18 protein-coding genes are annotated in these 23,789 nt (G+C 64.7%); 16 read left to right on the top strand and 2 right to left on the bottom strand.

Features of this window, described 5'->3' with window-relative positions; translation table 11 throughout:
- Complete coding sequence (locus CXR03_RS12435) at positions 1 to 732, bottom strand: IclR family transcriptional regulator (RefSeq protein ID WP_104053794.1); 732 nt, start codon at positions 730 to 732, stop codon at positions 1 to 3.
- Between the two features lie 144 nt (positions 733 to 876).
- On the opposite strand from CXR03_RS12435, the gene leuC reads away from it, so the two are divergent.
- The 6 genes from leuC to CXR03_RS12405 all read left to right on the top strand — a co-directional run bounded on the left by leuC (position 877) and on the right by CXR03_RS12405 (position 7,567).
- Entirely contained in the window at positions 877 to 2,349 is a 1,473-nt protein-coding gene (gene leuC, locus CXR03_RS12430; RefSeq protein ID WP_104104007.1) for a 3-isopropylmalate dehydratase large subunit, read from the top strand.
- A gap of 9 nt (positions 2,350 to 2,358) precedes the next feature.
- Complete coding sequence (leuD, locus tag CXR03_RS12425; RefSeq protein WP_104104006.1) at positions 2,359 to 2,958, top strand: 3-isopropylmalate dehydratase small subunit; 600 nt, start codon at positions 2,359 to 2,361, stop codon at positions 2,956 to 2,958.
- 268 nt (positions 2,959 to 3,226) lie between these two features.
- Positions 3,227 to 4,585 (top strand): UDP-N-acetylglucosamine 1-carboxyvinyltransferase, encoded by a 1,359-nt coding sequence (gene murA, locus CXR03_RS12420; RefSeq protein WP_104104137.1) that lies wholly within the window; start codon positions 3,227 to 3,229, stop codon positions 4,583 to 4,585.
- A gap of 8 nt (positions 4,586 to 4,593) precedes the next feature.
- Complete coding sequence (locus CXR03_RS12415; protein ID WP_104104005.1) at positions 4,594 to 5,370, top strand: 1-acyl-sn-glycerol-3-phosphate acyltransferase; 777 nt, start codon at positions 4,594 to 4,596, stop codon at positions 5,368 to 5,370.
- Positions 5,367 to 6,413, top strand: coding sequence for an NAD(P)H-dependent glycerol-3-phosphate dehydrogenase (locus CXR03_RS12410; protein ID WP_104104004.1), 1,047 nt, complete (start codon positions 5,367 to 5,369; stop codon positions 6,411 to 6,413). The genes CXR03_RS12415 and CXR03_RS12410 overlap by 4 nt, the downstream gene beginning before the upstream one ends.
- Positions 6,414 to 6,424: 11 nt before the next feature.
- Positions 6,425 to 7,567, top strand: coding sequence for a D-alanine--D-alanine ligase family protein (locus CXR03_RS12405; protein WP_258073631.1), 1,143 nt, complete (start codon positions 6,425 to 6,427; stop codon positions 7,565 to 7,567).
- Positions 7,568 to 7,606: 39 nt separating this feature from the next.
- Here the strand turns inward: CXR03_RS12405 and CXR03_RS12400 are convergent, their stop codons facing one another.
- A complete protein-coding gene (locus tag CXR03_RS12400) occupies positions 7,607 to 8,083 on the bottom strand; it encodes a DUF3515 domain-containing protein (protein ID WP_104104003.1) in 477 nt (158 codons plus the stop codon).
- A 96-nt stretch (positions 8,084 to 8,179) separates the two neighbouring features.
- Between CXR03_RS12400 and CXR03_RS12395 the strand changes: the two genes are divergently transcribed.
- The 10 genes from CXR03_RS12395 to CXR03_RS12345 all read left to right on the top strand — a co-directional run bounded on the left by CXR03_RS12395 (position 8,180) and on the right by CXR03_RS12345 (position 23,766).
- Positions 8,180 to 9,181 carry an LCP family protein gene (locus tag CXR03_RS12395; RefSeq protein WP_104104002.1) on the top strand — a complete coding sequence of 334 codons (1,002 nt, stop codon included), beginning with the start codon at positions 8,180 to 8,182 and terminating at the stop codon, positions 9,179 to 9,181.
- Positions 9,182 to 9,185: 4 nt separating this feature from the next.
- Positions 9,186 to 9,908 (top strand): hypothetical protein, encoded by a 723-nt coding sequence (locus tag CXR03_RS18315; RefSeq protein WP_181034572.1) that lies wholly within the window; start codon positions 9,186 to 9,188, stop codon positions 9,906 to 9,908.
- A 70-nt stretch (positions 9,909 to 9,978) separates the two neighbouring features.
- Positions 9,979 to 11,181 (top strand): glycosyltransferase family 4 protein, encoded by a 1,203-nt coding sequence (locus CXR03_RS12380; RefSeq protein WP_258073612.1) that lies wholly within the window; start codon positions 9,979 to 9,981, stop codon positions 11,179 to 11,181.
- On the top strand, positions 11,178 to 12,923 hold the full coding sequence (locus CXR03_RS12375; protein ID WP_104104000.1) for a glycosyltransferase: 1,746 nt from the start codon (positions 11,178 to 11,180) through the stop codon (positions 12,921 to 12,923). The genes CXR03_RS12380 and CXR03_RS12375 overlap by 4 nt, the downstream gene beginning before the upstream one ends.
- The gene (locus tag CXR03_RS12370; protein WP_104103999.1) at positions 12,923 to 13,834 is read left to right on the top strand and encodes an ABC transporter permease; all 912 of its coding nucleotides are present in this window, start codon (positions 12,923 to 12,925) and stop codon (positions 13,832 to 13,834) included. The genes CXR03_RS12375 and CXR03_RS12370 overlap by 1 nt, the downstream gene beginning before the upstream one ends.
- Positions 13,821 to 14,720, top strand: a complete 900-nt coding sequence (locus CXR03_RS12365) for an ABC transporter ATP-binding protein (RefSeq protein ID WP_181032497.1) — start codon at positions 13,821 to 13,823, stop codon at positions 14,718 to 14,720. The genes CXR03_RS12370 and CXR03_RS12365 overlap by 14 nt, the downstream gene beginning before the upstream one ends.
- The gene (locus tag CXR03_RS12360; RefSeq protein WP_104103998.1) at positions 14,721 to 16,628 is read left to right on the top strand and encodes a glycosyltransferase; all 1,908 of its coding nucleotides are present in this window, start codon (positions 14,721 to 14,723) and stop codon (positions 16,626 to 16,628) included.
- Positions 16,609 to 17,901, top strand: a complete 1,293-nt coding sequence (gene wecC / locus CXR03_RS12355; protein ID WP_104104134.1) for a UDP-N-acetyl-D-mannosamine dehydrogenase — start codon at positions 16,609 to 16,611, stop codon at positions 17,899 to 17,901. Before CXR03_RS12360 ends, wecC begins: the two co-directional genes overlap by 20 nt.
- The gene (locus tag CXR03_RS12350; protein ID WP_104103997.1) at positions 17,898 to 21,020 is read left to right on the top strand and encodes a CDP-glycerol glycerophosphotransferase family protein; all 3,123 of its coding nucleotides are present in this window, start codon (positions 17,898 to 17,900) and stop codon (positions 21,018 to 21,020) included. The genes wecC and CXR03_RS12350 overlap by 4 nt, the downstream gene beginning before the upstream one ends.
- Positions 21,013 to 23,766, top strand: a complete 2,754-nt coding sequence (locus tag CXR03_RS12345) for a glycosyltransferase (protein ID WP_181034571.1) — start codon at positions 21,013 to 21,015, stop codon at positions 23,764 to 23,766. The genes CXR03_RS12350 and CXR03_RS12345 overlap by 8 nt, the downstream gene beginning before the upstream one ends.
- Positions 23,767 to 23,789 lie beyond the last annotated feature (23 nt).

Below are 23,789 nucleotides of genomic sequence, written 5' to 3'. Positions count from 1 at the left end.
CTAGTCGGCGGTCTTCCGCAGCGCTTCGGTGAGCTGCGCGGCCGCCTTGGCCACCACTTCGGCGTGGATCCTGCCGGGCTGGCGGGTCAGCCGCTCGATGGGACCGGAAATGGATACCGCCGCAATGACGCGGCCGGACGGCCCGCGGACGGGGGCGGACACCGACGCCACTCCGGGCTCGCGTTCGCCCAGGCTCTGCGCCCAGCCGCGGCGCCGCACCCCGGCCAGGACCGTGGGGGTAAACCGTGCGTTGTGCAGGCCTTCCAGCAGACGGTCGTGATCCTCCCAGGCCAGCAGGCACTGGGCAGCGGATCCGGCCTTCATGGACAGCTGCGTGCCCACGGGGATGGTGTCCCGCAGTCCGATAGGCCGTTCCGCGGACGCCACACAGACCCGCCATTCGCCCTGCCGGCGGAAAACCTGCGAGCTCTCGCCGGTGGCATCACGCAGGGCCAGCAGTACGGGACCGGCGGCAGCGATCAGGCGGTCCTCCCCGGCCGCGGAAGCGAGCTCCACGAGCCGTCCGCCCAGGACAAAGCGCCCCTGGATGTCCCGGCCCACGAGCCGGTGGTGGGCCAGCGCGACGGCGAGGCGGTGCACCGTAGGACGCGCCAGTCCGGTGGCGGCCACCAGCTGAGCCAGGGTGGTGGGGCCTGCCTCCAGCGCATCCAGCACCATGGCCGCTTTATCAATAACGCCGACTCCGCTGGCCGCGCTTTCAGTTATGTCCATAAGTTGATACTGCCGTCTCAATATTTGAGATGCAAATCGAAAAACTGGCGCCCCGGCTGCGGCGGCTGGTTCTCTTAATCCATCGGCTTTGCGCGGCCGTATTTTTTACGGTCCGCGGAAGACACTTCACAAGGAGTATCTGGCATGGGTAAGCACGCAGCAGGCAGGACGCTGGCGGAAAAGGTGTGGGACGAGCACGTTGTCGTTAAGGGTGAAGACGGTGCGCCGGATCTTCTTTACATCGACCTTCACCTCATTCACGAGGTAACGTCCCCGCAGGCCTTCGAGGGGCTGCGCCTCGCGGGCCGGAAGCTGCGGCGCCCGGACCTCACCATTGCCACCGAGGACCACAACACCCCCACCCTGGATATCGACAAGCCCATTGCCGATCCCATCAGCCGCACCCAGATCGAAACACTGCGCGCCAACTGCGCGGAATTCGGTGTCCGGCTGCACCCGCTCGGCGACGCCGAGCAGGGCATCGTGCACGTGGTGGGTCCCCAGCTGGGCCTCACCCAGCCCGGACTGACCGTGGTCTGCGGCGACTCGCACACCTCCACCCACGGCGCGTTTGGTGCCCTGGCCATGGGCATCGGCACCTCCGAGGTGGAACACGTCATGGCCACCCAGACGCTGTCGCTGAAGCCCTTCAAGACCATGGCCATCAACGTTGAAGGAACCCTGCGCCCCGGGGTCACGTCCAAAGACATCATCCTGGCCGTGATTGCCAAGATCGGCACCGGCGGGGGGCAGGGCTACGTGCTGGAATACCGGGGATCCGCCATCAGGTCCCTGTCGATGGAAGCCCGCATGACCATCTGCAACATGTCCATCGAAGCAGGCGCCCGTGCCGGCATGGTGGCACCGGACGAGACCACGTTCGCTTACTTGAAGGACAAACCGCACGCACCGCAGGGCGCGGACTGGGATGCCGCCGTGGAGCACTGGAAGTCGCTGCAGACGGACGATGACGCCGTGTTCGACGCCGAAGTGTTCCTGGACGCGGACGCGCTGGAGCCCTTCGTCACCTGGGGCACCAACCCCGGCCAGGGCGTCTCGCTCTCGGAATCCGTTCCGTACCCCGCGGACTTTGCCGATGAGAACGCCCGGGCCGCGGCGGAACGTGCCCTGACGTACATGGACCTGGCTCCGGGGACGCCGCTGAAGGACATCCGCGTGGACACCGTGTTCCTGGGCTCCTGCACCAACAGCCGGATCGAGGACCTGCGGATTGCTGCGGACATCATCCGCGGACGGGAAAAGGACCCCAATATCCGGATGATGGTGGTTCCCGGCTCCGCCCGCGTGCGGCTGGAAGCGGAAGCCGAAGGGCTGGACCGGGTGTTCAAGGACTTCGGTGCCGAGTGGCGCTTCGCCGGCTGCTCCATGTGCCTGGGCATGAACCCGGACCAGCTGGCCCCGGGGGAGCGCTGCGCCTCCACCTCCAACCGCAACTTCGAAGGCCGGCAGGGCAAGGGCGGACGTACGCACCTGGTCTCCCCGGTGGTTGCCGCGGCGACCGCCGTCCGCGGAACCCTCAGTTCCCCTTCGGACCTTGAATCCGTCCCCGGCACTGCCGGCTTCGCCGCCGCCGCATCCGTCCAGTCAGCCCGCTAGGAGCCCGCCATGGAGAAGATCACCACCCACACCGGCATCGGCGTGCCGCTGCGCCAGAGCGACGTGGACACCGACCAGATCATTCCCGCCGTCTATCTCAAGCGGATCACCCGGACCGGATTCGAAGATGCGCTCTTTGCCGCCTGGCGCAAGGATGAGAACTTCATCCTGAACAAGGAGCCGTACAGTGCCGGATCCGTCCTGGTGGCCGGACCCGACTTCGGCACGGGTTCCTCCCGCGAGCACGCCGTCTGGGCCCTGAAGGACTACGGCTTCCGGGCGGTGCTGTCCTCCCGCTTCGCGGACATCTTCCGGGGCAATGCCGGCAAGCAGGGCCTGGTGGCTGCCCAGCTGGTGCAGGATGACATTGAACTCATTTGGAAGGTGCTCGAAAACTCTCCGGGCACCGAAGTCACCGTGGATCTGGAATCGCGCACAGTCATTTGCGGCGCCGTCACGGCCCCCTTCACCATTGATGAATACACCCGGTGGCGGCTGCTCGAGGGACTGGATGACATTTCCCTTACGCTGCGCACCGAGTCGGATATCACACGTTTCGAGTCACTGCGCCCGGTATTCAAGCCGACAACGCTTCCGGCGCGCACCTAAACAGTCCCGCCAAGGGTATTGCCCCGGCTCCGGTTTCGTGTCGCGGTTGGCCGCTCAGTATCATTGATAGGCCCCCCATTCGGGGGGCCTATCGCCTTTTCCATGCTGAGAACCGGCGCCTTATGCGTGGCCGGGACCACGTGCAGGACTGCGGAAAAAAGCCCCTCCGGCGGGGCGGCGATATTTCAGTATGTGGACGCTTGCTCCTATGCTTGAGTGCAGTCTCTCTTTGCTGTTGGGGCAATCCAGATAAAGAAATTAGGTGTTCATGGGTAGCGTTCTAACCATCCGTGGTGGAGTTCCTCTCACAGGAAAAGTCCCCGTCCGCGGAGCGAAGAACCTCGTTCCCAAAGCCATGGTTGCGGCACTGCTGGGCAACAGCCCTTCACTGCTGCGCAACGTTCCGGAAATCAAGGACGTTGAGGTAGTCACCTCGCTGCTGCAGCTGCACGGCGTTGAAGTGACCAAGGATCCCGTCACCGGGGACCTGACCATGGATCCGCAGAACGCCAAAACGGCAGCGTCCAAGGACATTGACGCCCACGCCGGCGATTCCCGCATTCCGATCCTGCTCTGCGGGCCGCTGATGCACAGCCTCGGCGAGGCCTTCATTCCTGACCTTGGCGGCTGCAAAATCGGGGACCGCCCGATTGACTACCACCTGCAAATGCTGCGGAACTTCGGTGCAGTAGTGGAAAAGCGCCCCGGCGGCATCAGCATTTCCGCGCCCAAGGGACTCACCGGCGCCAAGCTGGAACTTCCCTATCCGAGCGTCGGCGCAACCGAGCAGGTGCTGCTGACCGCGGTGAAAGCAGCCGGTATCACCGAGCTGCGCGGTGCCGCCGTGGAACCGGAAATCCTGGATCTCATTGCCGTCCTGCAGAAAATGGGCGCGATCATTACGGTCCAGACCGACAGGGTGATCCGCATCGAGGGCGTTACCGAACTGACCGGTTACAACCACCGGGCCCTGCCGGACCGCAATGAGGCCGCTTCCTGGGCCTCCGCCGCCCTGGTCACCAAGGGCGACATCTACGTGGAAGGTGCCTCCCAGCAGGACCTTACGGCGTTCCTGAACACCTACCGCAAGATCGGCGGCGCTTTCGACGTCGACGACGGCGGCATCCGCTTCTACCACCCCGGCGGCGCACTGCACCCGCTGGTCCTGGAAACGGACGTCCATCCGGGCTTCATGACCGACTGGCAGCAGCCGCTGGTGGTTGCACTGACCCAGGCGCAGGGTGTGTCCATTGTTCACGAGACCGTGTATGAGAACCGTTTTGGCTTCACTGACGCGCTCATCCGCATGGGGGCGAACATCCAGGTTCACCGGGAATGCCTCGGCAGCGTACCCTGCCGGTTTGGACAGCGGAACTTCCTGCACTCGGCAGTCATCTCCGGTCCGGCAAAGCTCAAGGGCGCCGAGATTGACATTCCGGATCTTCGGGGCGGGTTCAGCCACCTGATCGCGGCCCTGGCTGCTGAGGGCACCTCCCGCGTCACCGGAATTGAACTCATCAACCGCGGCTACGAGCACTTCCTGGACAAGCTGGAAGGCCTCGGCGCCGACTTCGATGTGGCGGCAGTGCCGGCCGCACCGGTTGCTGCCGCAGCCGGCGCCGAGTAACCGGCGCCATGGCTGAGTCGATCAAGTCACGCGTTGCCTTCGCCCTGCTGGCGGGGAGCATGAGGCCGGTCATGAACCTCCTGATGCGCAAGCAGTGGGAAGGGCTGGAGAACCTTCCCCGGGACACCGGGTTCATTGCCTGCCCAAACCACGTGACGGAGATCGACCCGGTGGTGGTGGGGCACTTCTTCTACAACCAGAAGATCATGCCCCGCTACCTGGCGAAGGCTTCACTGTTCAAGGTGCCGGTGCTGGGGGCCGCCCTGCGCGCCACCAACCAGGTGCCCGTTGAACGCATCACCAGCGGCGCTTCGGCGTCCCTTAAGGCCGCCCGGACAGTCATCGATGCCGGCGGGGCGCTCATTGTCTACCCCGAAGGCACGCTGACCCGGGATCCGGACCTTTGGCCAATGCGCGGCCGCACGGGCGCAGCCCGGCTCGCCCTGCAGACCGGAGCCCCAGTGGTTCCGGTGGCGCACTGGGGAGCCGAAGCCGTTTTTCCGCGCTACAGCAAGCGCATCCATCCGTTCCCGCGCAAGACGGTACGGATTCGGGTGGGCAAACCCGTGGACCTTTCGGACCTGCGGGGGCAGCCGATGACCAAGACGCTGCTGGATACGGCCACTGAGCGCATCATGGCTGCCATGACCGCACTGGTGGCGGAACTGCGGGATGAAACCCCTCCTATCACCCGCTGGGATCCGGCCGTCCATGGACAGGCAGTCACCGGCAGGCATTTTGAGCAGCACAAAGACTTTGAGCAGGACGGAACGGACAAGAAATGAGCTGGCGCAGCAACACACACCCGCAGGTGGTGGCGGTTCTCGGAGCTGGAAGCTGGGGAACCACCTTCGCGAAGATCGTGGCCGACGCCGGTGCTTCCCGGGCAACCGACGTCCGGGTCTGGGCCCGGCGCCCGGAAATCGCCGTTGACATCAACGACCGGCACCGCAACAGCCAATACCTGAAGGACACGGTGTTGCCGGCGAACCTGACCGCGTCCGCGGATCCGGCTGAAGTGCTGGCCGGCGCTGAACTGGTGGTGCTGGCCGTTCCGGCCCAGACACTGCGCGCCCAGCTGCGCAGCATTCGGAACCTCATCCCGGCAGGCGCCGTCGTCGTCTCCCTGATGAAGGGACTGGAGGTGGGCACCGACTCCCGGATGAGCCAGGTGATCGAAGAGGAACTGCACTGGCCCGAGGAACGGGTGGCGGTGATTTCAGGGCCGAACCTGGCCATGGAAATCGCCGACCGGCAGCCCACCGCCTCGGTGGTCGCCTGCTCGGACCTGGAAACCGCCGCCTGGATAGCCAGGGCCTGCACCGCACCCTATTTCCGTCCGTACACCAACACCGACGTGGTGGGCGTGGAAATCGGCGGAATCGTCAAGAACGTTATTGCCCTCGCCGTGGGCATCTGCGAAGGAAAGGGCATGGGGGACAACACCAAGGCTTCCGTGATGACCCGCGGCCTGGCCGAGACCACCCGTCTGGCGCTGGCCCTGGGCGGAGATGCCGAAACCATGTCCGGCCTGGCCGGTATGGGTGACCTGATTGCCACCTGCTCCTCTCCGCTGTCCCGCAACCACACGGCGGGCCGCCTGCTGGCGCAGGGCCTGACCCTGGACGAGGTCAACGCGTCCATGAAGCAGACCGCCGAGGGCATCAAGTCCGCGCAGGCGGTCCTGGACCGCGCCACCCAGCTGGGCGTTTACATGCCCATTACCGAAAACGTTGTGGCCGTCCTGCAGGGCGCCATCTCCGTTGATGAACTGGGGCCGCGCCTGCTGTCCCGCGAGCTGAAATCCGAAGGTGTGCACGCGCAGTGAGCATAAATCCCCTGTTCTCCGAGACAACAGACGGCGAAACCGCAGGACGCCGCCCCCGGGTGGCCGTCCTCTTCGGCGGCCGCTCCAGCGAGCATGCGGTGAGCTGCGTGACCGCAGCCGGCGTCCTGGAAGCCATTGACCGGACCAAGTACGACGTCGTTCCGGTGGGCATTGCCCGCAACGGCCAGTGGTCGCTGGTGTCCGCTGACCCCGCAGCCTGGTCCCTGCGCTCGGAATCCCTCCCGGAAGTGGTTCCCGGTGAGCAGAGCGTTGTCCTGTCCGCGGACGGAACCGGCTCGGAACTGGTGGTCCACGCGGAGGATACGCTGCCGCGCAGCCTGGGCCGCATCGACGTTGTCTTCCCGGTACTCCACGGCCCGTTCGGCGAAGACGGAACCCTGCAGGGGATGCTGGAAATGGCGGACATCCGCTACGTCGGTGCCGGGGTGCTGGCTTCGGCCGTCGGCATGGACAAGCACTACATGAAGGTGGTGTTTGAGGCAGCCGGCCTGTTGGTGGGGCCGTACGAGGTCATCACCGACCGGCAATGGGAAAAAGATTCCGGGTCCTGCCTGGAACGGGCCTCCAAGCTCGCGTTCCCGCTGTTCGTCAAACCGGCGCGCGCCGGTTCCTCCATGGGTATCACCCGTGTCACCAACCCCGCGGACCTGCGTGCCGCCATCGAGACGGCACGTGAACACGATCCCAAGGTAGTGGTGGAAGCCGGCATCGTGGGACGTGAAATTGAAGTGGCTGTCCTGCAGGGCCGCGGCACCGAGGATCCCCGCACCAGCTCACCGGGTGAAATTGCGGTGCAGCACGGCGAACACGAGTGGTATGACTTTGAAGCCAAATATGTGGACGGGGCCGCCGCCGAGCTGAGCTGTCCGGCGGACCTGCCGGAGGACATTTCGGCACGGGTCCGGGAGCTGGCAGGCCTGGCCTTTGAAGCCGTTGGCGGCGAAGGGCTGTCCCGGGTGGACTTCTTCTACACGCCGGTCGGGGACCTGATCATCAACGAAATCAACACCATGCCCGGCTTCACGCCGATCAGCATGTATCCGCAGATGTGGGCAAAGTCAGGCCTGCCGTACACGGAACTGATTGATGAACTGATTTCGCTGGCACTGGAGCGCAAAACCGGCCTGCGCTGACGGTACGGCCTGTGCTGGCGCGGCACAGTAGGCAGCTGCCTACTGCGCCGGCAGCTCGAGATCGTTGCTGCTGATGCACTCGCGGGTGGGCTCAATGCGCGTGATGGAGTTTTCCAGCTGCACCAGCAGGGTGGAGGAGGAAACCTCCTCGGGGTTGAAAAGGACCTCAACCGCCGGCTCGCGGCCGTACGTCGTTGCGGTCCAGGTGGACTCGTCTTCCCGCAGAATCCAGTCCACGCCGTTCACCGTGGCGCACTGATCGGTGGTGGGTCCCGGAACCGGCACCCCGCAGCGCAGAATGATCTTGGCAGGTTCTCCCCAGGCTGCAGTGGCCTGGCTGTCCGTCTCGCGCTGCTGCTGATCCGCCAGCTCGGCGGGAAGAGCCACCATAATGGTGGCGCAGTCCGGGTTGGCAGCATCCGGAGCCGGTTCTACGTCGGCAATGGGAGTGCAGGCGCTGAGACCGGCGGCAAGGGCAAGAACGGCCGCCGAAAAGGCAACGCGGGAGGAGAACATGCCTACAAGGTTATCTGCCTGCGGCCGTCCGGACGGAATCGGCGAACCGGCCGCCGGGCGCTAAGCTCATTACTCGTTAACTTCAGGGAGTTTTTTGTGACGCAGTTTCTTCAGGACTACGAGCAGCCCGCCGCACGCCGCCGGCATCCCGTCCGCACCACCGCCGTGGTGCTCCTGGTCCTGCTGCTCACCGTTGCCCTGGTGGCCGGCGGCTACCTCTGGAGCCTGGCCCGCAGCTTTGACAGCGGGACCACCACCATCGAAAACGCGCTTCCCGCCGACAGCCCGCTCAGGGATCCGAGGGCCGGCAAGTCACAGAACATCCTGCTGATCGGCACCGACGAGAGGGACCCCGGATCCGAGGCCTCCCGCTCCGACACCATGATGCTGGTGCACATACCGGGGGACCGAAGCACCGCCTACGTCATGTCCATCATGCGCGACACCTGGACGGACATCCCCGGCTACGGTGAGCAGAAGATCAACGCCGCTATGGCTCTGGGTGGGGTGCCGCTGGCGGTGGACGCAGTCCAGACCATGTTCGATGCACCCATTGACCATGTGGCCATCATTGATTTTGAGGGGTTCAAGGGATTGACGGACGCGCTGGGGGGAGTGGACGTGAATAACCCGGTGCCCTTCTCCTCCAGCATTGCCGATGACTATTTTCCGGCCGGTGTTGTTTCCCTGGACGGGGATTCGGCCCTGAACTACGTCCGGGAGCGTCACGCCTTTGCCGAGGGCGACTACCAGCGGGTGCGCAACCAGCAGACGTTTATCAGCGGACTCGTCTCCTCGGCACTGTCCAAGGAGACTCTGCTGAACCCGGTGAAGATCAGCCGCTCCGTCTCCGAAATCTCTCCCTATCTCAGCGTGGACGAGGGATTGAACGCCGCAGCCGCCGGACAGCTGGCCTTCTCCCTGCGCAACGTGCGCGGCGGAAACATCGAGATGTTCACGCTGCCGACTCTGGGGGCCGGAACCTCCAGCGACGGACAGTCTATTGTGGTCAAGGACGCAGCTGCGATCGCTGAGATAGCGGAAGCACTGGACACCGACGCCATGGGGGAATACCTGGCCGCAACCAATAGGGGATAACAACGTGGGTTTTGCAGCTGGGGCGCGTCGCGCAGGAATGGGCGCGGCAGCTGCCGTGCTCGTGTTGTCAGTGGTTGTTGCTCCCGCATCCGCGGTCCAGACCCCGCCGCCCGAAACCCCCGCGCCGGTAGCGCCAACAAACCCCGTCCAGCCGCCGCCTTCTGAAACGCCGGCACCGCCGCCACCGGCACCCGCACCGCCTGCACCCGCTCCCGAGCCGCCGGCTCCGGAACCCGAGCCTGCGCCGGCCCCTGCTCCGCTGGCACCGGCCATTGATCCCGCCACCGGATACGTTATTGATCCCGGCACGGGTCTCCTGATTCACCCGGGCACCGGATGGCTGATTGAGGCAGGCACCGGCTACCTGATCGAAGCCGGGAGCATGCTGTACACGAATTTCCGCTGGGACCCTGCAACCGGCCTCGTGACCGAGATCGCCGATGACCAGGAGACGGCCAGCCCCACGCCGTCGCCTACGGAGTCGCCGTCGCCGTCGCCCACTGCCAGCGCAACGGCCAGCGCGTCTCCCTCCCCGACAGCCACCCCCACGCCGTCGGCAACCGCCTCGCCCAGCATGCTGGCAGCGGCGCCCAGCAGCGACAGTGAGGGGCCGGACGGCAACGGATGGCTGGTGCGCACCCTGGTGATTCTGGGACTTATCGGAGTGGGTGCCCTCTACTACATTAAGCTGCGCGGATCCTCGGCGAAGGCCGCTTTCACCAGATAACGGACAGTAGGGATAGACTGTCACGGTCTTATACAGTGGTCCAAGCCACAGCACAACTCTGGGGGTAGTTTTGCGGGTACTCTTACTCACCCATTCCTACTCACCGGAGCACAGTCCTCCGCAGCGGCGCTGGACCCAGATCATCCGTTCGTTCCGTCAGCGGGGCTGGGATGTCGACGTCGTAGCTCCCGTAGCGCACGCACCCCATGGCCGGCGCACACTGCCCAAGACAGAAGCGGGCCGCGCCTTCCGCCGTGATACCGGCGTTTACGGGGAACAGATTCGACGGGTCCCCTACCTCTGGCACCGCACCACCCGGCTGGGGCGCCTGGCGGACCATCTTTTTTCAGCAGCCTGCAGCGTTCCGGCTGCGCTTCTGGGCCCCAAGCCGGACGCCGTGATTGTCACCGTCCCCAGCCTGCCGATCCTGGGTTCCGGCTATCTCGCTGCACGGCTGCTGCGCACACCGCTGGTGGTGGACATGCGGGACGCCTGGCCGGACATTGCCCGCGACGCGCGGCTGGTTCCGGGCAGTGCAAAGGGCCTGGCCGAGCGCATCATCATGGGAATCCAGGACCGGGCCGCCCTTGTTGTCACTGTGACCTACGGGTTCGCGCAGACGCTCAGGGACCGCGGGCTGGGCAACGTGGCTACCGTCAGCAACGGCGTTGACGTGTCAGTGCGCGAGCTGCTGATGCCGCCGCCGGAGCAGTCGGACTTCCTCAACGTGCTCTATCTCGGCAACCACGGCGAGAGCCAGCGGCTGGACATCGTGATCCGTGCGGCCGCCCTGGCCCGGGACTGCGTGCGGCTGAGCATGGTGGGACACGGCGTGCAGCGCCGGGAACTGATAGCCCTCGCCAGGGAACTGGACGCCCCGGTGGTGTTCCACGATCCGGCCGTGGGCGCCGAAGTGATGGAACACTACCGGCACGCGGACACCTGCGTGGTGTCACTGCGGGATGACTGGAAGTCCTTTGAAACCACCATTCCGTCCAAGACCTATGAAGTCCTCGCGGTCGGCCGGCATGTGACCGGGATAGTGCTGGGCGAGGCGCGCAAGATCATCGAAGAATCCGGAGCCGGTGACGTGGTGTCCGCCCACCCCGAAAAGGTTGCCGAGCTGTGGCGCGAACTCGCGGCGAACAGGTCCAGGCTGCTGACCGGAACGGCCGGACGGGACTGGGTTCATGACAATGCCAATGTGGATGCCCTGGCTGACGCCTACGCCGAACTGCTGACCACCCTGGTGGACGGGGTGTCCACCCCGTGAATCATCTCAGCACACTTGTGCGCAATCTGCGGCTGGCCGGCGGAACCGCCGTCGAACATCTGGGCGACGATCCGGTGGTCCTGGCGCTCCAAATCTCCCGCCGTCTTCCTCCCCGCGTACTGCGCCCGCTGCTGGACGCGGCAGCCCGTGTCCCCGGCCGGGGCACCCTGGCCTCGCTGGACGCCCTGCTCCGCGGGGACAAGCAAAGGCTGGAAGCCAACCTCCGTGCCTGCGGGCAGAGCGGCGCCCGCGACGGCCAGCGCCTGCGGATGGCGGATTTGGCCACGGCTGCCGGACTGCCGGACCTTGCTGCCGAGCTCCTGAAAGACGTCCCGCCGGCTGCCGGAGGCCGCCGGGGAACCGCGGCCCGGTTGAACTGGTACAACGGCAACACCCGCGAAGCGGTCAGTGCCCTGGACGGGGGATCCCGCCGGGAACTCGCCCAGCAGCGCCGCCTCGCGGCCGAGGCACGGGTATTCGCTGGCTGGCAGCCAAAGCTTGCGCCGGTACCGGGGTATCAGGCGGAGCCCCGGACGGTGCTCCATGTCCTGACCAATTCGCTGCCGCACACCCAGAGCGGTTATGCGCAGCGGACGCACTCCATCCTCAAAGCCCAGCTGGAGTTGGGCTGGAACGTCCATGCCGTGACCCGGTTGGGTTATCCCGTGCAGGTGGGCAAGCTGGGGGCCGGGGATACGGACGTGATCGACGGCGTGGCGTACCACCGGCTGCTTCCGGCCCGGATGCCTTTCGGCATGGACCGCCGGCTGCAGCGCCAGGCCGAGGACATGCTTGCACTGGCCCGGGTACTCCGGCCCGCCGTGCTGCACACCACCACGCACTTCACCAACGGTCTGGTCACCGCCGCCGTGGCGGAAGCCCTCGGTATTCCATGGGTGTACGAGGTCCGCGGTCAGTTGGCTGACACCTGGGCATCCACCCGACCCGAGGAGGCCCGGAGCAGCCAGCGGTACCTCGACTTCAAAGCCGCCGAGGCCCGGATCATGAACCGTGCTTCGCTGGTGCCCACTCTGGGCACGGTGATGGCCGAGGAGATTACCGCCGCCGGAGTGGACCCGGCCAAGATTGTGCTCCTGCCCAACGCGGTGGGGGAGTTTTACTTGAAAGCCCCGCTGGCGCCGCGGGAAGCCCGCGTAAAGCTCGGGCTGCCCGCGGACACCGAGATTATTGGAACCGTGAGCAGTCTGGTTGACTATGAAGGCCTGGACGACCTGCTGCGGGCCTTCGCCGTGCTTGCACCGACGTATCCGCTTTTGACCTGCCTCATCGCCGGCGACGGCGTGGCGGCACCCGGATTGAAGGCGCTCGCCGCCGAGCTGGGGATAGACCGCAGGGTGGTTTTCCCGGGCCGTGTATCCCGTCAGGACGCACATTTGTATCATCAGGCACTCGACATCTTTGTGGTGCCCCGGAAGGATCTGAACGTGACACGAGCGGTTACCCCGTTGAAACCCGTGGAGGCCATGGCCTGCTGCACCCCCGTGGTGGCTAGCAGCCTGCCGGCGCTGCGGGAATTGGTGAACGACGGCGGTAACGGTGCCTTAGCGCCTGCCGGTGACCCGGCGGCCCTTGCGGCAGCACTGGACGGCCTGCTGGCCGATGCCGATCTGCGCACCCGGATGGGTGTCAACGGGCGCCAGCACGTTCTGGCCACCCGGACCTGGCATGCCAACGCGGAGCTCTGCGTGGAGAAGTACGGCTCTCTGACGGCAGCGTCCTGATGGCCGGCATCAAGGCGGATCCCCAGTCCGGCTCGCAGACGGATTCCCCGTCCGAAGTCCAGGTGAAACCGTTGTCCGTGGATGTCCGGGGACTGCAGCGCGTGGGCGCGCGCCCGGGTTTTGTGGACTACGTTGTCCAGGTTTGGAATTACCGCGAGTTTATTTTCTATGACGCCAAGTCACGGGTGCAGAGCGGAAACCGCCGGGACCGGCTGGGCAGCATCTGGCTGATCCTGAACCCGGTTCTGAACGGGCTGACCTACTTCCTGATTTTCGGGCTGCTGCTGGGCACCGGGGGAGGCATTGAGAACTTCATCGGTTACCTCGTGATCGGCATCTTCCTCTTCCAGTACAGCTCGCGCGCCATCACCAACGGCGGCCGGTCCATCCAGCAGAACCGGGCCGTCATCCAAGCCTTTTCCTTTCCTCGGGCCACCCTGCCCATTGCAGTAAACCTGCGCGAGCTGCTCGCCAACATTCCGGTGTTCATCGTGATGGTGCTCATTGTCCTGGTGATCCCGCCCACCGAGGAGATCTCCTGGCTGGGGCTGCTGATCATTCCGGCTCTGCTGCTGCAGAGCATCTTCAATCTGGGCGTGGGCCTGATCCTGGCCCGGGTGATCTCCAAGGTGAATGACGTGGTGCACCTCCTGAGCTTCGCCCTGCGGGCCTGGATGTACGCTTCAGCAGTCTTTTACTCCTACGAACGCTTCATCGACCAGCCGGTCCTGCTCGAAATCATTCAACTGAACCCGCTGTTCAATGTCCTGGACATCGTCCGTGACGTGCTGCTTTACAACACAGTGCCGGACTGGCAGTCCTGGGCCGTCCTCAGCTGCTGGGCACTTGGCGCGCTTGCCATTGGGTCCGTCTACTTCTGGCGGGCGGAGGAAACCTATGGACGCGGTTAAGGACCTGGAATATCTTCGCGAGGACCCGTGCATCGTCATCGATGAAGTGAGCATGCGCTACCGCGTGCCGTCCAGCGAAGCACCGGCCGCGGATGACACGTCCAGCGGCACCGCACGACTTCTGCGACGCGTGATGGCAAAACCCAACCTGGTCACCGTCAACGCGCTGAACCCCATGTCGCTGGTGGCGGTCCGCGGCGAATCAATTGGCATTGTGGGCCGCAACGGGTCCGGCAAAAGCACCCTCATGAAACTCATCAGCGGGCAGGTCAAACCCACTAAAGGGGCCGTCTACGCCGTGAGCACCCCGGTCATGCTGGGAGTCAATGCTGCGCTGGTTCCCGAACTGCCCGGCGACCACAATGTGGTGCTGGGATGCCTGGCCATGGGAATGTCCAAGGCGCAGATCGCTGAGAAGTTTGATGAAATTGTCGAACTCTCCGGCCTGGAAAAGGCCATTCACCTGCCGATGCGCTCCTACTCTTCCGGGATGGCGTCCAGGCTCCGCTTTGCCATCGCCGCCAGCATCGATCCGGAAATCCTCCTCATTGATGAGGCATTGAATACCGGTGACGCGCAGTTCGCCGACCGCAGCAAAAAACGGATGGATGAACTGCGCGGCAAGGCCGGCTGCGTCTTCCTGGTCAGCCACAGCCTGGATACCATCCTGGAAATGTGCACCCGCGTCGTTTGGATCGACAAAGGGGACCTGCTGATGGACGGCGAGCCCAAGGCAGTCGTCAATGCCTACAAAGACTTCACCCGGCACCTCTCCAAGGGCAACAACATCAGTGCCGCGAAAATCCGGACCGATGCCATGGAATCCCTGACTGTCACCCGCGTGATGGAGCGTTCCACCGGCCGCCGCAGCATGAGGACGCAGTAGGTGGGACTGCTTGCCGATGTCCGCACCGGACTCTGGCACCTGCGCGCCGGTGGTCCCGCCCAGGTACAGGAATGGAGAATACGGAGCCGGGCAGAGCGTAGCTTCGCGGATCCCGCCAACGCCCGCGGAGTGGAAGCCGGGTGGATAGGCCGCGGTTCAGCACGCCGGTTATCCATCCCCGCAGCCTCGCTGCCCACGCCGGCGCCGCGCAGGAGCGACCTTACAGTCGGTGTCATTTTGGACGAATTCTCCGCCATGGCTTTTGCCCATGAGTGGAACACCGTGGCTTTGGATCCGGCATCCTGGCAGCAGCAGATGACAGCTACAGCGGTGGACCTGGTTTTCATCGAATCGGCCTGGGCCGGCAACAACCGGCTCTGGCGCGGGAAACTCGCCGGTCCGTCCGGTCCTGCTCCCGAACTCGTGGAACTGCTCCAGTGGAGCCGCCAAAACGGCATCCCCACGGTCTTTTGGAACAAGGAAGATCCGCCCCACTACGAGGATTTTCTGCCTGCAGCAGCCCTTTTTGACCATGTCTTTACCTCCGACGTACGCCGGGTCCCCTTCTACCGGCAGGACCTCGGCCACGGGAACATTGGTGTGCTTCCTTTTGCCGCGCAGCCGGCCATCCACAACCCGGTGCGTCCCCGGCACGGCCGGCACTCCCGGGACATAGCCTTCGCCGGTATGTACTTTGCGCACAAGTATCCGGAGCGCCGGCACCAGATGGACCTGCTCCTGGGCGGGGCCATGGACGCGTCGGCAAAACTTGCCACCGGGCTGGAGATCTTTTCCCGCAAGCTCGGCGGGGACACCAATTATCAGTTCCCGGCACCCCTGGACACCCGGGTGGTGGGTTCCCTGAGTTACCCGCAGATGCTCTCCGCCTACAAGGCGTACAAAGTGTTCCTCAACGTGAACTCCGTGGTGGATTCACCCAGCATGTGTGCCCGGCGTATTTTCGAAATCAGTGCAGCCGGCACCCCCGTGATCAGTACGCCCAGCGCGGCCGTGGAGCAGTTCTTCGCTCCCACGGAGGTTCCGGTGGCATCCACCCGGGAGGAAGCTGCCGCACTGAGCCGTGGCCTGGCCTCCAACCCGGAGTACAACGACAGGACCGTGCACCTTGCCCAGCGCCGCATCTGGGAGCAGCACACCTATGCACACCGCGCGGAAGCGGTTCTGGCGGCCGCGCTGCCGGACCGTACCCGCCCCCTGAGCCGGCCCAGCGTCTCGGCGCTGGTGCCCACCATCCGCCCGCACCAACTGGACAGCCTGTTCGCCACCATCGCCCGCCAACGGAACGTCAACGTGGAACTGGTGCTCCTGACCCACGGATTCGAACTGGAACCGGGGCGGCTCGAACAGCTGCAGGCTGCACACGGACTGGCCAAGGTGCAGCTGCTGACGGCCGGCCGCGACGTTTCTTTGGGGGAGTGCCTGAACAGGTGCGCCGCTGCCGCCACCGGAGAGGTGGTGGCCAAAATGGACGACGACGACCACTACGGCCCCAACTACCTCAGCGACCAGCTGCACGCACTGCACTACTCGGGCGCGGACATTGTGGGCAAACAGGCGCATTACATGCACCTGCGCACCTCCAACGCCACAGTGCTCCGGTTTGGACACCGGGAACACCGGTACACGGACTTCGTCATGGGCCCCACCATCATGGCCCGCCGGAGCCTGGTTCTGGAGCTGCCCTTCCCCGCGCTGGGGCTGGGCGAAGACACCGGCTTCCTGCGGCAGGCTGCAGCCGCGGGCAAACGCATTTACTCATCAGACCGTTTCAACTACTTTCAGGTCCGGGAAGCAACCGGGCACACATGGCAGGTAGAGGACGCCGCCCTGATGGCGTCCTCTGACCTGAAATTCTATGGGGGACCGCATGAACACACAGACATATAATCCCGGGGAGGCCGCCACAGAAGTCTCCACGGTCGCCGTCGTCGGCCTTGGCTATATTGGCCTGCCCACCGCCGCGATCCTGGCTGGCAAAGGACTGCACGTGATCGGTGTGGACGTGAATCCGTACACTGTCGAGGCCGTCAACGAAGGCCGGGTGCCGTTCATCGAACCCGATCTGGGGGTCCATGTGGCCGGTGCGGTGAGCCAGGGGCATCTCACGGCGCAGGGGAGCATGCCGGAAGCTGACGCCTACATCGTGGCCGTGCCCACGCCGTTCAAGGATGACAAGACTGCTGACCTGGTCTATGTGGAGCAGGCCGCCCGCAATATTGCCGCCCGGATCCGTCCCGGCAACCTGGTCATCCTCGAGTCCACCTCGCCTCCCGGCACCACCCGCCGGATGGCGGACGTGATTCTGGCGCTGCGTCCTGACCTGTCCGCTGAGGCGAACGGCGGCACGGAAACGGTGTTGTTTGCCCACTGTCCCGAACGTGTGCTGCCCGGAAAGATCATGATCGAGCTGGTCACCAATGACCGCATCATCGGCGGACTGACCCCGGAGGCTGCCACCGCCGCCGCCGGCCTGTACAGCAGGTTCTGCCAGGGGCATATCCACCTCACTGATGCTGCCACTGCTGAAATGGCCAAGCTGGTGGAGAACGCCTACCGGGACGTCAACATTGCGTTTGCGAACGAACTCTCCGTCATCAGCGGCAACCTGGGCATTGACGTGTGGAACCTTATTGAGCTGGCCAACCACCATCCGCGGGTGAATATCCTGCAGCCCGGCCCCGGGGTCGGCGGTCACTGCATTGCCGTGGATCCCTGGTTCATTGTTTCCGCGGATCCGGAGAATTCCCGCCTGATCCGCACGGCGCGCGAGGTTAACGACGCCAAGCCAGGCCACGTTATTGCCGAGGTGACGGCAGCCGTTGACGGGATGGAAGCTCCCGTCATCGCGGCCCTGGGGCTGGCCTTCAAGGCGAACATTGACGACACCCGCGAATCTCCCGCAGTGGAAATTGTCCGCCGGCTGGCCCTGGAAAACCCCCAGGCGCAGATTCTGGTGGGACGGTCCTTCCTCGGAGCCGCCCTTCCCGATGAGCTGGCCCCGCTGCCGAACGTAACTTCCGTCGTCACCAATGACGCCATAGCTGCTGCTGACGCCGTTGTCCTCCTGGTGGACCACGACACCTTCCGGGAAATCCGCCCCGAACAGCTTGCCGGGAAGGCTGTCATCGATACCAGGGGATTCTGGCGCACCACGGCATGAACCGACTCGCCAAACGGTTCGCCTCCGCCGGGGCAGATCTGCATCCGGCGCTAAAGGCGCGGATTCGCCGCACCGTTGGGCGCAGCAGCCGGCCGGACCACGGGTTGCTGAGCGTAGTGGTGCCCATGCACAACGTGGCACCGTATCTGGACCGGTGCCTCACCAGCCTGTTGAACCAGAGCTACGCAAACCTGGACATCATTGTGGTGGATGACGGATCAACTGATAAATCCGCAGCGGTGGCCGGCAGGTACGCCAAATATGACCCGCGGATTCGCCTCATCAAACTTCCCCACGGCGGCAACGGACGGGCCCGGAACACCGGCATTGCTGCCGCACGCGGAAAGTTCCTCACCTTTGCCGACGCCGACGACGTTGTTCCCGGCTATGCCTACGAGGTCATGATGGCGTCGCTGGCAGCGTCCGGGTCCGATTTCTGCGTGGGATCCTACGGACGGATCCGCGGCAGCAGGAAGACGCCGGTTCGGTTGGCCGAGAGTATCCACGCGCGGACGCGGACCCGCGTTACCGTCAGAGACATTCCAGAGGTTATCGACAACGTCTTCCTGTGGAACAAGGTCTTTCGCCGGGACTTCTGGGACCGGCAGGTGGGCGCCATGCCGGAGAACATCCGGTACGAGGACCAGGAGACCACAGCCCGGGCCTACCTGCGCGCAGAGTCCTTCGACGTGCTGCCGGATGTGGTCTATTGGTGGCGGATCCGGGAGGACGGTTCCTCCATCACTCAGGCCAAATACCTGATCGAAGACCTCCGGGACCGGCTCTCCGTGGCCGGTGACGTCACATCGCTGTTTGAGGCGGAGGCGCCGGCACCGGCTGCGGCACACTGGCACCGGCGGCTGCTCGGTTCGGACCTCATTCCTTATATTGAACAGGTTCCGGACGTCGGCGAGGAGTTTTGGCAGCTGCTCCGGCAGGGTGTCCGGCAGCTCTGCGCAGCCGGGCAGACGCATCAGCGGGACCTCGATCCGCAGGCACGGGTGCTGCTGCAGCTGACGTCCGAGGGCAGGCGTGAGGAGCTTCGGCGCGCCCTAGTGGACCGGATCAATAACGGGACTTCTTGCCCGCTCGTCTTTGACCAGGGACGGATTTTCGCTGAGCCGCCGCTCCTGCAGGTGCTGGCTGAGCCCGTGGACCGGGAACTCCTGGAAGTCGATGCCCGGCACCTTGAACTGGTGACCGCGCTTGAGCCGCCCGTTACGGCGAACGACGGCGGTGCCACCGTCAGCGGATACGCCTACCTGCGCAACGTGGACCTGCGCCGCACCGCCGTGCAGCTGGCCGTGGGCATCTCCGGGGCCGGCGGTTTCCAGCCGCTGCAGATTCGCCGCGGCACCGACCCGGAGTTGGATGTTTCCTCCGGGGACCGGAACTGCAGCTACGCGGATTCCGCATTTTCCCTGCATTTGGACGCGCCGCTGCCAGCGGAGCTGACCGTGCGCGCGGAAGTGGACGGACACCGAGCCGAGCGGACTGTGCTCCTGCCGGCGCCGGCAGGAGCGGACCGGAAGTCCCGGGCCAACGGTCCCGAAGCAACGGCCTTCTCCGCCGAACCGGGAGGCGATGCCATTGAAATCGTTGTGGCCGGCGCTCCTTTGACGGCTGCCTATGCCCTGGTCACGGCTCGCTTCCAGGTTCCGGCAGGAGACGCCACTGCATTGCCCGACGGCGGGGTGCGGCTGAAATTCCCGCTCACCGTCACACGGTGGGGGAGGGAGCTGCCGGCGCCGCCGTCGGGCTCCTACACCCTGCGCTGGAATGCTGGGGGAAGCGAGCCGGACCAGTCGGATCCGGCTGTTGCAGTTACCGAAGACACGGCCTCATCCTTTCAGTCAGGCCTGCTGCCCGCGGCGCGGGTGCGCGGCCTGCGGACGGCGGCAGGGGCCATGGCCGTCAGCATCGCTGCTCCACTGGCCGCGGATGAGGTGGGGACCTTCCACCAGTACCGGCTGCGTCGCGAGGTCTTCGGCACGGACCCGTCCCCGGAACTCACGCCCGGAATCTTCTTTGAGAGCTTTGGTGGAAAGAGCTGCACGGACAGTCCGCGGGCTATTTCGGACTACCTTGCCGCCAATAGTTTTGAGGAACCTTTGTATTGGTCCGTCGCGGACCGTTCCGTGCCGGTGCCAGAGTACGCGGTGCCCCTGCTTCAGGGATCGGCTCAGTGGTACCGGCAACTGGCCTCCACCCGGCGGCTGGTCAACAACAACAACTTCCCCTGGTACTTCCGCAAGTCACCCGGTCAGTTCTATCTGCAAACCTGGCACGGCACGCCGCTGAAAAGGATTGGGTTGGATGTGCCACAGCGGGTGCTCTCCCTGTCCTATCGTGACCTGATGGCCCGTGAAGCGCAGTGGTGGGACCTGCTGCTGGCGCAAAATGACTTTGCCGCCGGTGTGCTCCCGAAGGCACTCGGCTATACGGGTGAAGTGCTCACAGCCGGGTATCCCCGCAACGATCCGTTGCTGCATCCGAATGCGGCGGAGACCGGGAACAGAGTGCGGACCCTGCTCGGTATACCGGCTGACCAGAAGGTGCTGCTTTACGCTCCCACCTGGCGCGACAGTGTCCGGGACAGTGCCGGCCGGTCGGACTGGGTGGGTTTCCTGGACGTGGCCGAAGCCAGCCGCCGGTTGGGCCCCGGCTGGACCTTCCTGATCCGCGGCCACCACAACGTTGCCGGCCAGCGCCGGATTGAGAGTCATCCCGCTGCGATCGACGTGACCGATTATCCGGAAGTCAATGAGCTGTATCTGGCCTCGGACGTCCTGGTCACTGACTACTCCTCGGCGATCTTCGACTACGCGGTGCTCCGCCGGCCGATTGTGCTGCTGGTTCCGGATCTGGCGGAGTACCGCCAGTCGCGCGGCCTGTATGCTGACCCCTCCGAGGTCTTCGGGCTGCTGCCCGCGGCGTCCAATACTGATGAACTCGTGTCTGCGCTGGCCCAGAGTGTGCCCGCCGGCGAACCGGCGTCGAGCCGCATTGCGGATCGTTTTACGTCCGCGGAACAAGGCACAGCGGCAGCCGCGGCGTCCGCTGCACTGCTGCCAGCCCCCATTCATTCCCAAAACCCAACAGGAGTTCAACGTGGCTAAGGGCCAGTTTTCCCTCGTAGTGGCGCTGTACAACGTGGCGGAATACGTGCCGACGTTCCTGAAATCCTTGGAGGTCCAGTCCTATCCGGTCGGGGATCTGGACATAGTGGTGATCGATGACGGATCCACCGACGAGTCAGCCCAGCTGGTGACCGAGTGGGCGCAGGGCCGTTCCAACGTCCGCCTGGTCCGTAAAGACAACGGCGGCCCCGGATCAGCGCGCAATGTGGGGCTGGACCTGGTCCGGAATACCTGGGTGACGTTCTGCGACCCCGATGATGCCTTCCACCCGCACTATTTTGAACGGATTGCCGCGTTCATCAGCCGCGATATCCAACAGTCCGCACAAATGCTCACCGGCCGGCTCGTGCAGTTCAACGACTCTTCGCTGCGGACGTCACAGGGCCACCTGCTGAACCGCAAGTTCCGCCAAGGGGACCTGCTGGTTGACCTTGACCTGAACCCGGAATACTTCCATATGCACGGACCCACCACCTTCCTCCGCAGGGAAGTCCTGGAGGCACATAAGCTTCGCTTTGATGAACGCATCCGTCCCAAATTCGAGGACGCGAATCTTATCGGCCGTTACCTCGCGGTGGTCGGCCGCCCGGTGGTCGGCCTCGTTGCATCAGCCAGCTACTACTACCGCCGGCAACGCCAGGGCGGAGCGTCACTGGTGCAGGGGACCTGGAGCGATCCCCGTGCGTACAGCGACCTGCCGCAGTACGGCTGGCTCGGTATGCTCGAGGCCGTGCGTTCCAGCGCCGGAAGGGTTCCGCACTGGGCCCAGTACATGGTGCTTTACGACCTGGTGTGGCTCTACATTGATGACAAGCGCATGCACAGCGACACCGGCTCGGCCACGCCCGAGCAGCAAGACCGTATGCATGAGTTGCTGGAGAGCATCATCTCCCTGATTGACGAAGACGTCATCAACACGTTCAGCGTAGTCAGCCAGGGGTGGCTCTTCCACAATATTCTCCGCACCTACTACAAGGGCATCCGTAACGCTGTTCCTCTCGTGGTGGAGGGGGCAACCGATCCAGAGCAGCAGGTCACCACCTATAACTACCTCTACCAGGGGAACCTGCCGCAGGAAGAGTACGTAGTGGACGGCGTTTCCCGGATTCCGGTGGCCGCCAAGGTGCTCGAACATCGGGTGCTGGGTAAAGTCCTGATCCGTGAGCGGATCCTTGTTCTGCCAGCGGGGGAGAGCACCGAGATTGTGCTTGATGGCGCTAAAGCGGTTCCGGCCACGGACCGCAGAGTGCCGCTGCAGCCCGGGCGCAAGCCGGAGCCTGCCCCTTACCTTCAACTCGCTGCGGGGCGGGAGACAAGTCGTCTAACCAAGACAATGGGCGGAAGCCGCGTGTCCCGGCGGGTCGCGCGTGCCCGTGCTGGACTTACCGTCCGGCAGGTGCTGTCAGGACAGTCCCGCTCCCGGACAGCCGCCTTAGCAATAAACCGGGTGCTCTGCCGGCAACTCAAAGCAGCCGCAGCCAAAAAGCGTGCTGCGGCAGATCAGGTGCTGATCCGCCGGGCCTCCACCGAACCGGTGCGCTCGCGGTACCAGGATGCCTGGCTGCTGATGGACCGGATTGACCGGGCTGATGACAATGCCGAGCACCTCTACCGCTACCTCATGAAGCACCGCCCTGACATCAACGCCTTCTTCGTGATTGACCAGGACTGTGCGGACTGGCACCGTCTGCAAGGTGAAGGATTCAAGGTGGTTCCCTACGGCTCGGACGAAGCCGTGCTGCTGGTGTTGAACGCCGCCTATAAGCTCTCGTCACACGCCAACTGGAACGTCGAATACCCGGTGAACCGCGAGCGTTTTGGCAGCGGCAACGCCAAATTCGTTTACCTTCAGCACGGTGTCATCAAGGATGACATGTCCCGGTGGATCAACGGCAAGAACATCGCTGCCATGGTCACGACCACCCGCGGCGAGCACGAATCCATCGCGGGCAACAACAGTGTGTACCGGCTGTCCAGCCACCAGGCGAAGCTCGTGGGGCTGCCCCGGTATGACGCGCTGCGCACCGCGGCGCTGGCCTCGCCGGTGAAGCAACGCCGCCAGGTCTTGATCGCACCCACCTGGCGGCAGTACGTCAAAAAGGTCATTGAAGTCTGCGCTACCCCGGAAGAGGCCGCCCGGGCCTTCGAAGCGACCGACTTCGGGGGCACCTGGATGGCCCTGCTGCGCTCAGCAGAGCTGAAGGAACTGAGCGCGAACGAGGATATGGACGTGGTCTTCATGCCCCACCCGGAGTTCGAATTCGTGGTGCCCTACCTGGACCTTCCCGAGTTTGTGCGCCCCGCGCGTTACCGGGACGTGAGTGTCCAAGCCGAGCTGACCAAAGCCCACACCATGATTACCGACCACTCCTCCATTGCCTTTGATGCCGCGTATGCCGGCAGCAACCTCATCTACCTGCAGTTCGACGGCGACGAAATTTTCCGCGGCAAGCACGTGTACCGCAAGGGATATTTCGACTACTCCCGGCATGGATTTGGTCCGGTGACTGACAACGTGGACAGTGCCATTCAAGAACTGGAGCGCATCGTCCGCGGGGGACTCGCCCGCGAAGAGATGTATGAGGAGCGGGTTCGGGAGACCTTCCCCTTCTGGGACTCGCGCTCGTGTGAGCGGATCACCGTGGCGGTGGAGAATCTGGGACGTCCCTGGCACCAGCAGGAGTCTCTGGACCAGCATGCCAACCCGCCGGGTGCCGCAGAGTGAAGGCCGCGCAATGGCTGAAGCGG

The sequence above is a fragment of the Arthrobacter sp. 08Y14 genome (assembly GCF_002929455.1).
Lineage (GTDB): Bacteria > Actinomycetota > Actinomycetes > Actinomycetales > Micrococcaceae > Arthrobacter_B > Arthrobacter_B sunyaminii.
Note: the sequence above shows the minus strand (reverse complement) of the source record. Positions and strands in the feature narration are given on the sequence as shown.

Coding starts and splice junctions, on each gene's coding strand:
- CXR03_RS12435 (WP_104053794.1), bottom strand. CDS start 732: ATGGACATAACTGAAAGCGCGGCCAGCGGAGTCGGCGTTATTGATAAA.
- leuC (WP_104104007.1), top strand. CDS start 877: ATGGGTAAGCACGCAGCAGGCAGGACGCTGGCGGAAAAGGTGTGGGAC.
- leuD (WP_104104006.1), top strand. CDS start 2,359: ATGGAGAAGATCACCACCCACACCGGCATCGGCGTGCCGCTGCGCCAG.
- murA (WP_104104137.1), top strand. CDS start 3,227: ATGGGTAGCGTTCTAACCATCCGTGGTGGAGTTCCTCTCACAGGAAAA.
- CXR03_RS12415 (WP_104104005.1), top strand. CDS start 4,594: ATGGCTGAGTCGATCAAGTCACGCGTTGCCTTCGCCCTGCTGGCGGGG.
- CXR03_RS12410 (WP_104104004.1), top strand. CDS start 5,367: ATGAGCTGGCGCAGCAACACACACCCGCAGGTGGTGGCGGTTCTCGGA.
- CXR03_RS12400 (WP_104104003.1), bottom strand. CDS start 8,083: ATGTTCTCCTCCCGCGTTGCCTTTTCGGCGGCCGTTCTTGCCCTTGCC.
- CXR03_RS12370 (WP_104103999.1), top strand. CDS start 12,923: ATGGCCGGCATCAAGGCGGATCCCCAGTCCGGCTCGCAGACGGATTCC.
- CXR03_RS12365 (WP_181032497.1), top strand. CDS start 13,821: ATGGACGCGGTTAAGGACCTGGAATATCTTCGCGAGGACCCGTGCATC.
- wecC (WP_104104134.1), top strand. CDS start 16,609: ATGAACACACAGACATATAATCCCGGGGAGGCCGCCACAGAAGTCTCC.
- CXR03_RS12350 (WP_104103997.1), top strand. CDS start 17,898: ATGAACCGACTCGCCAAACGGTTCGCCTCCGCCGGGGCAGATCTGCAT.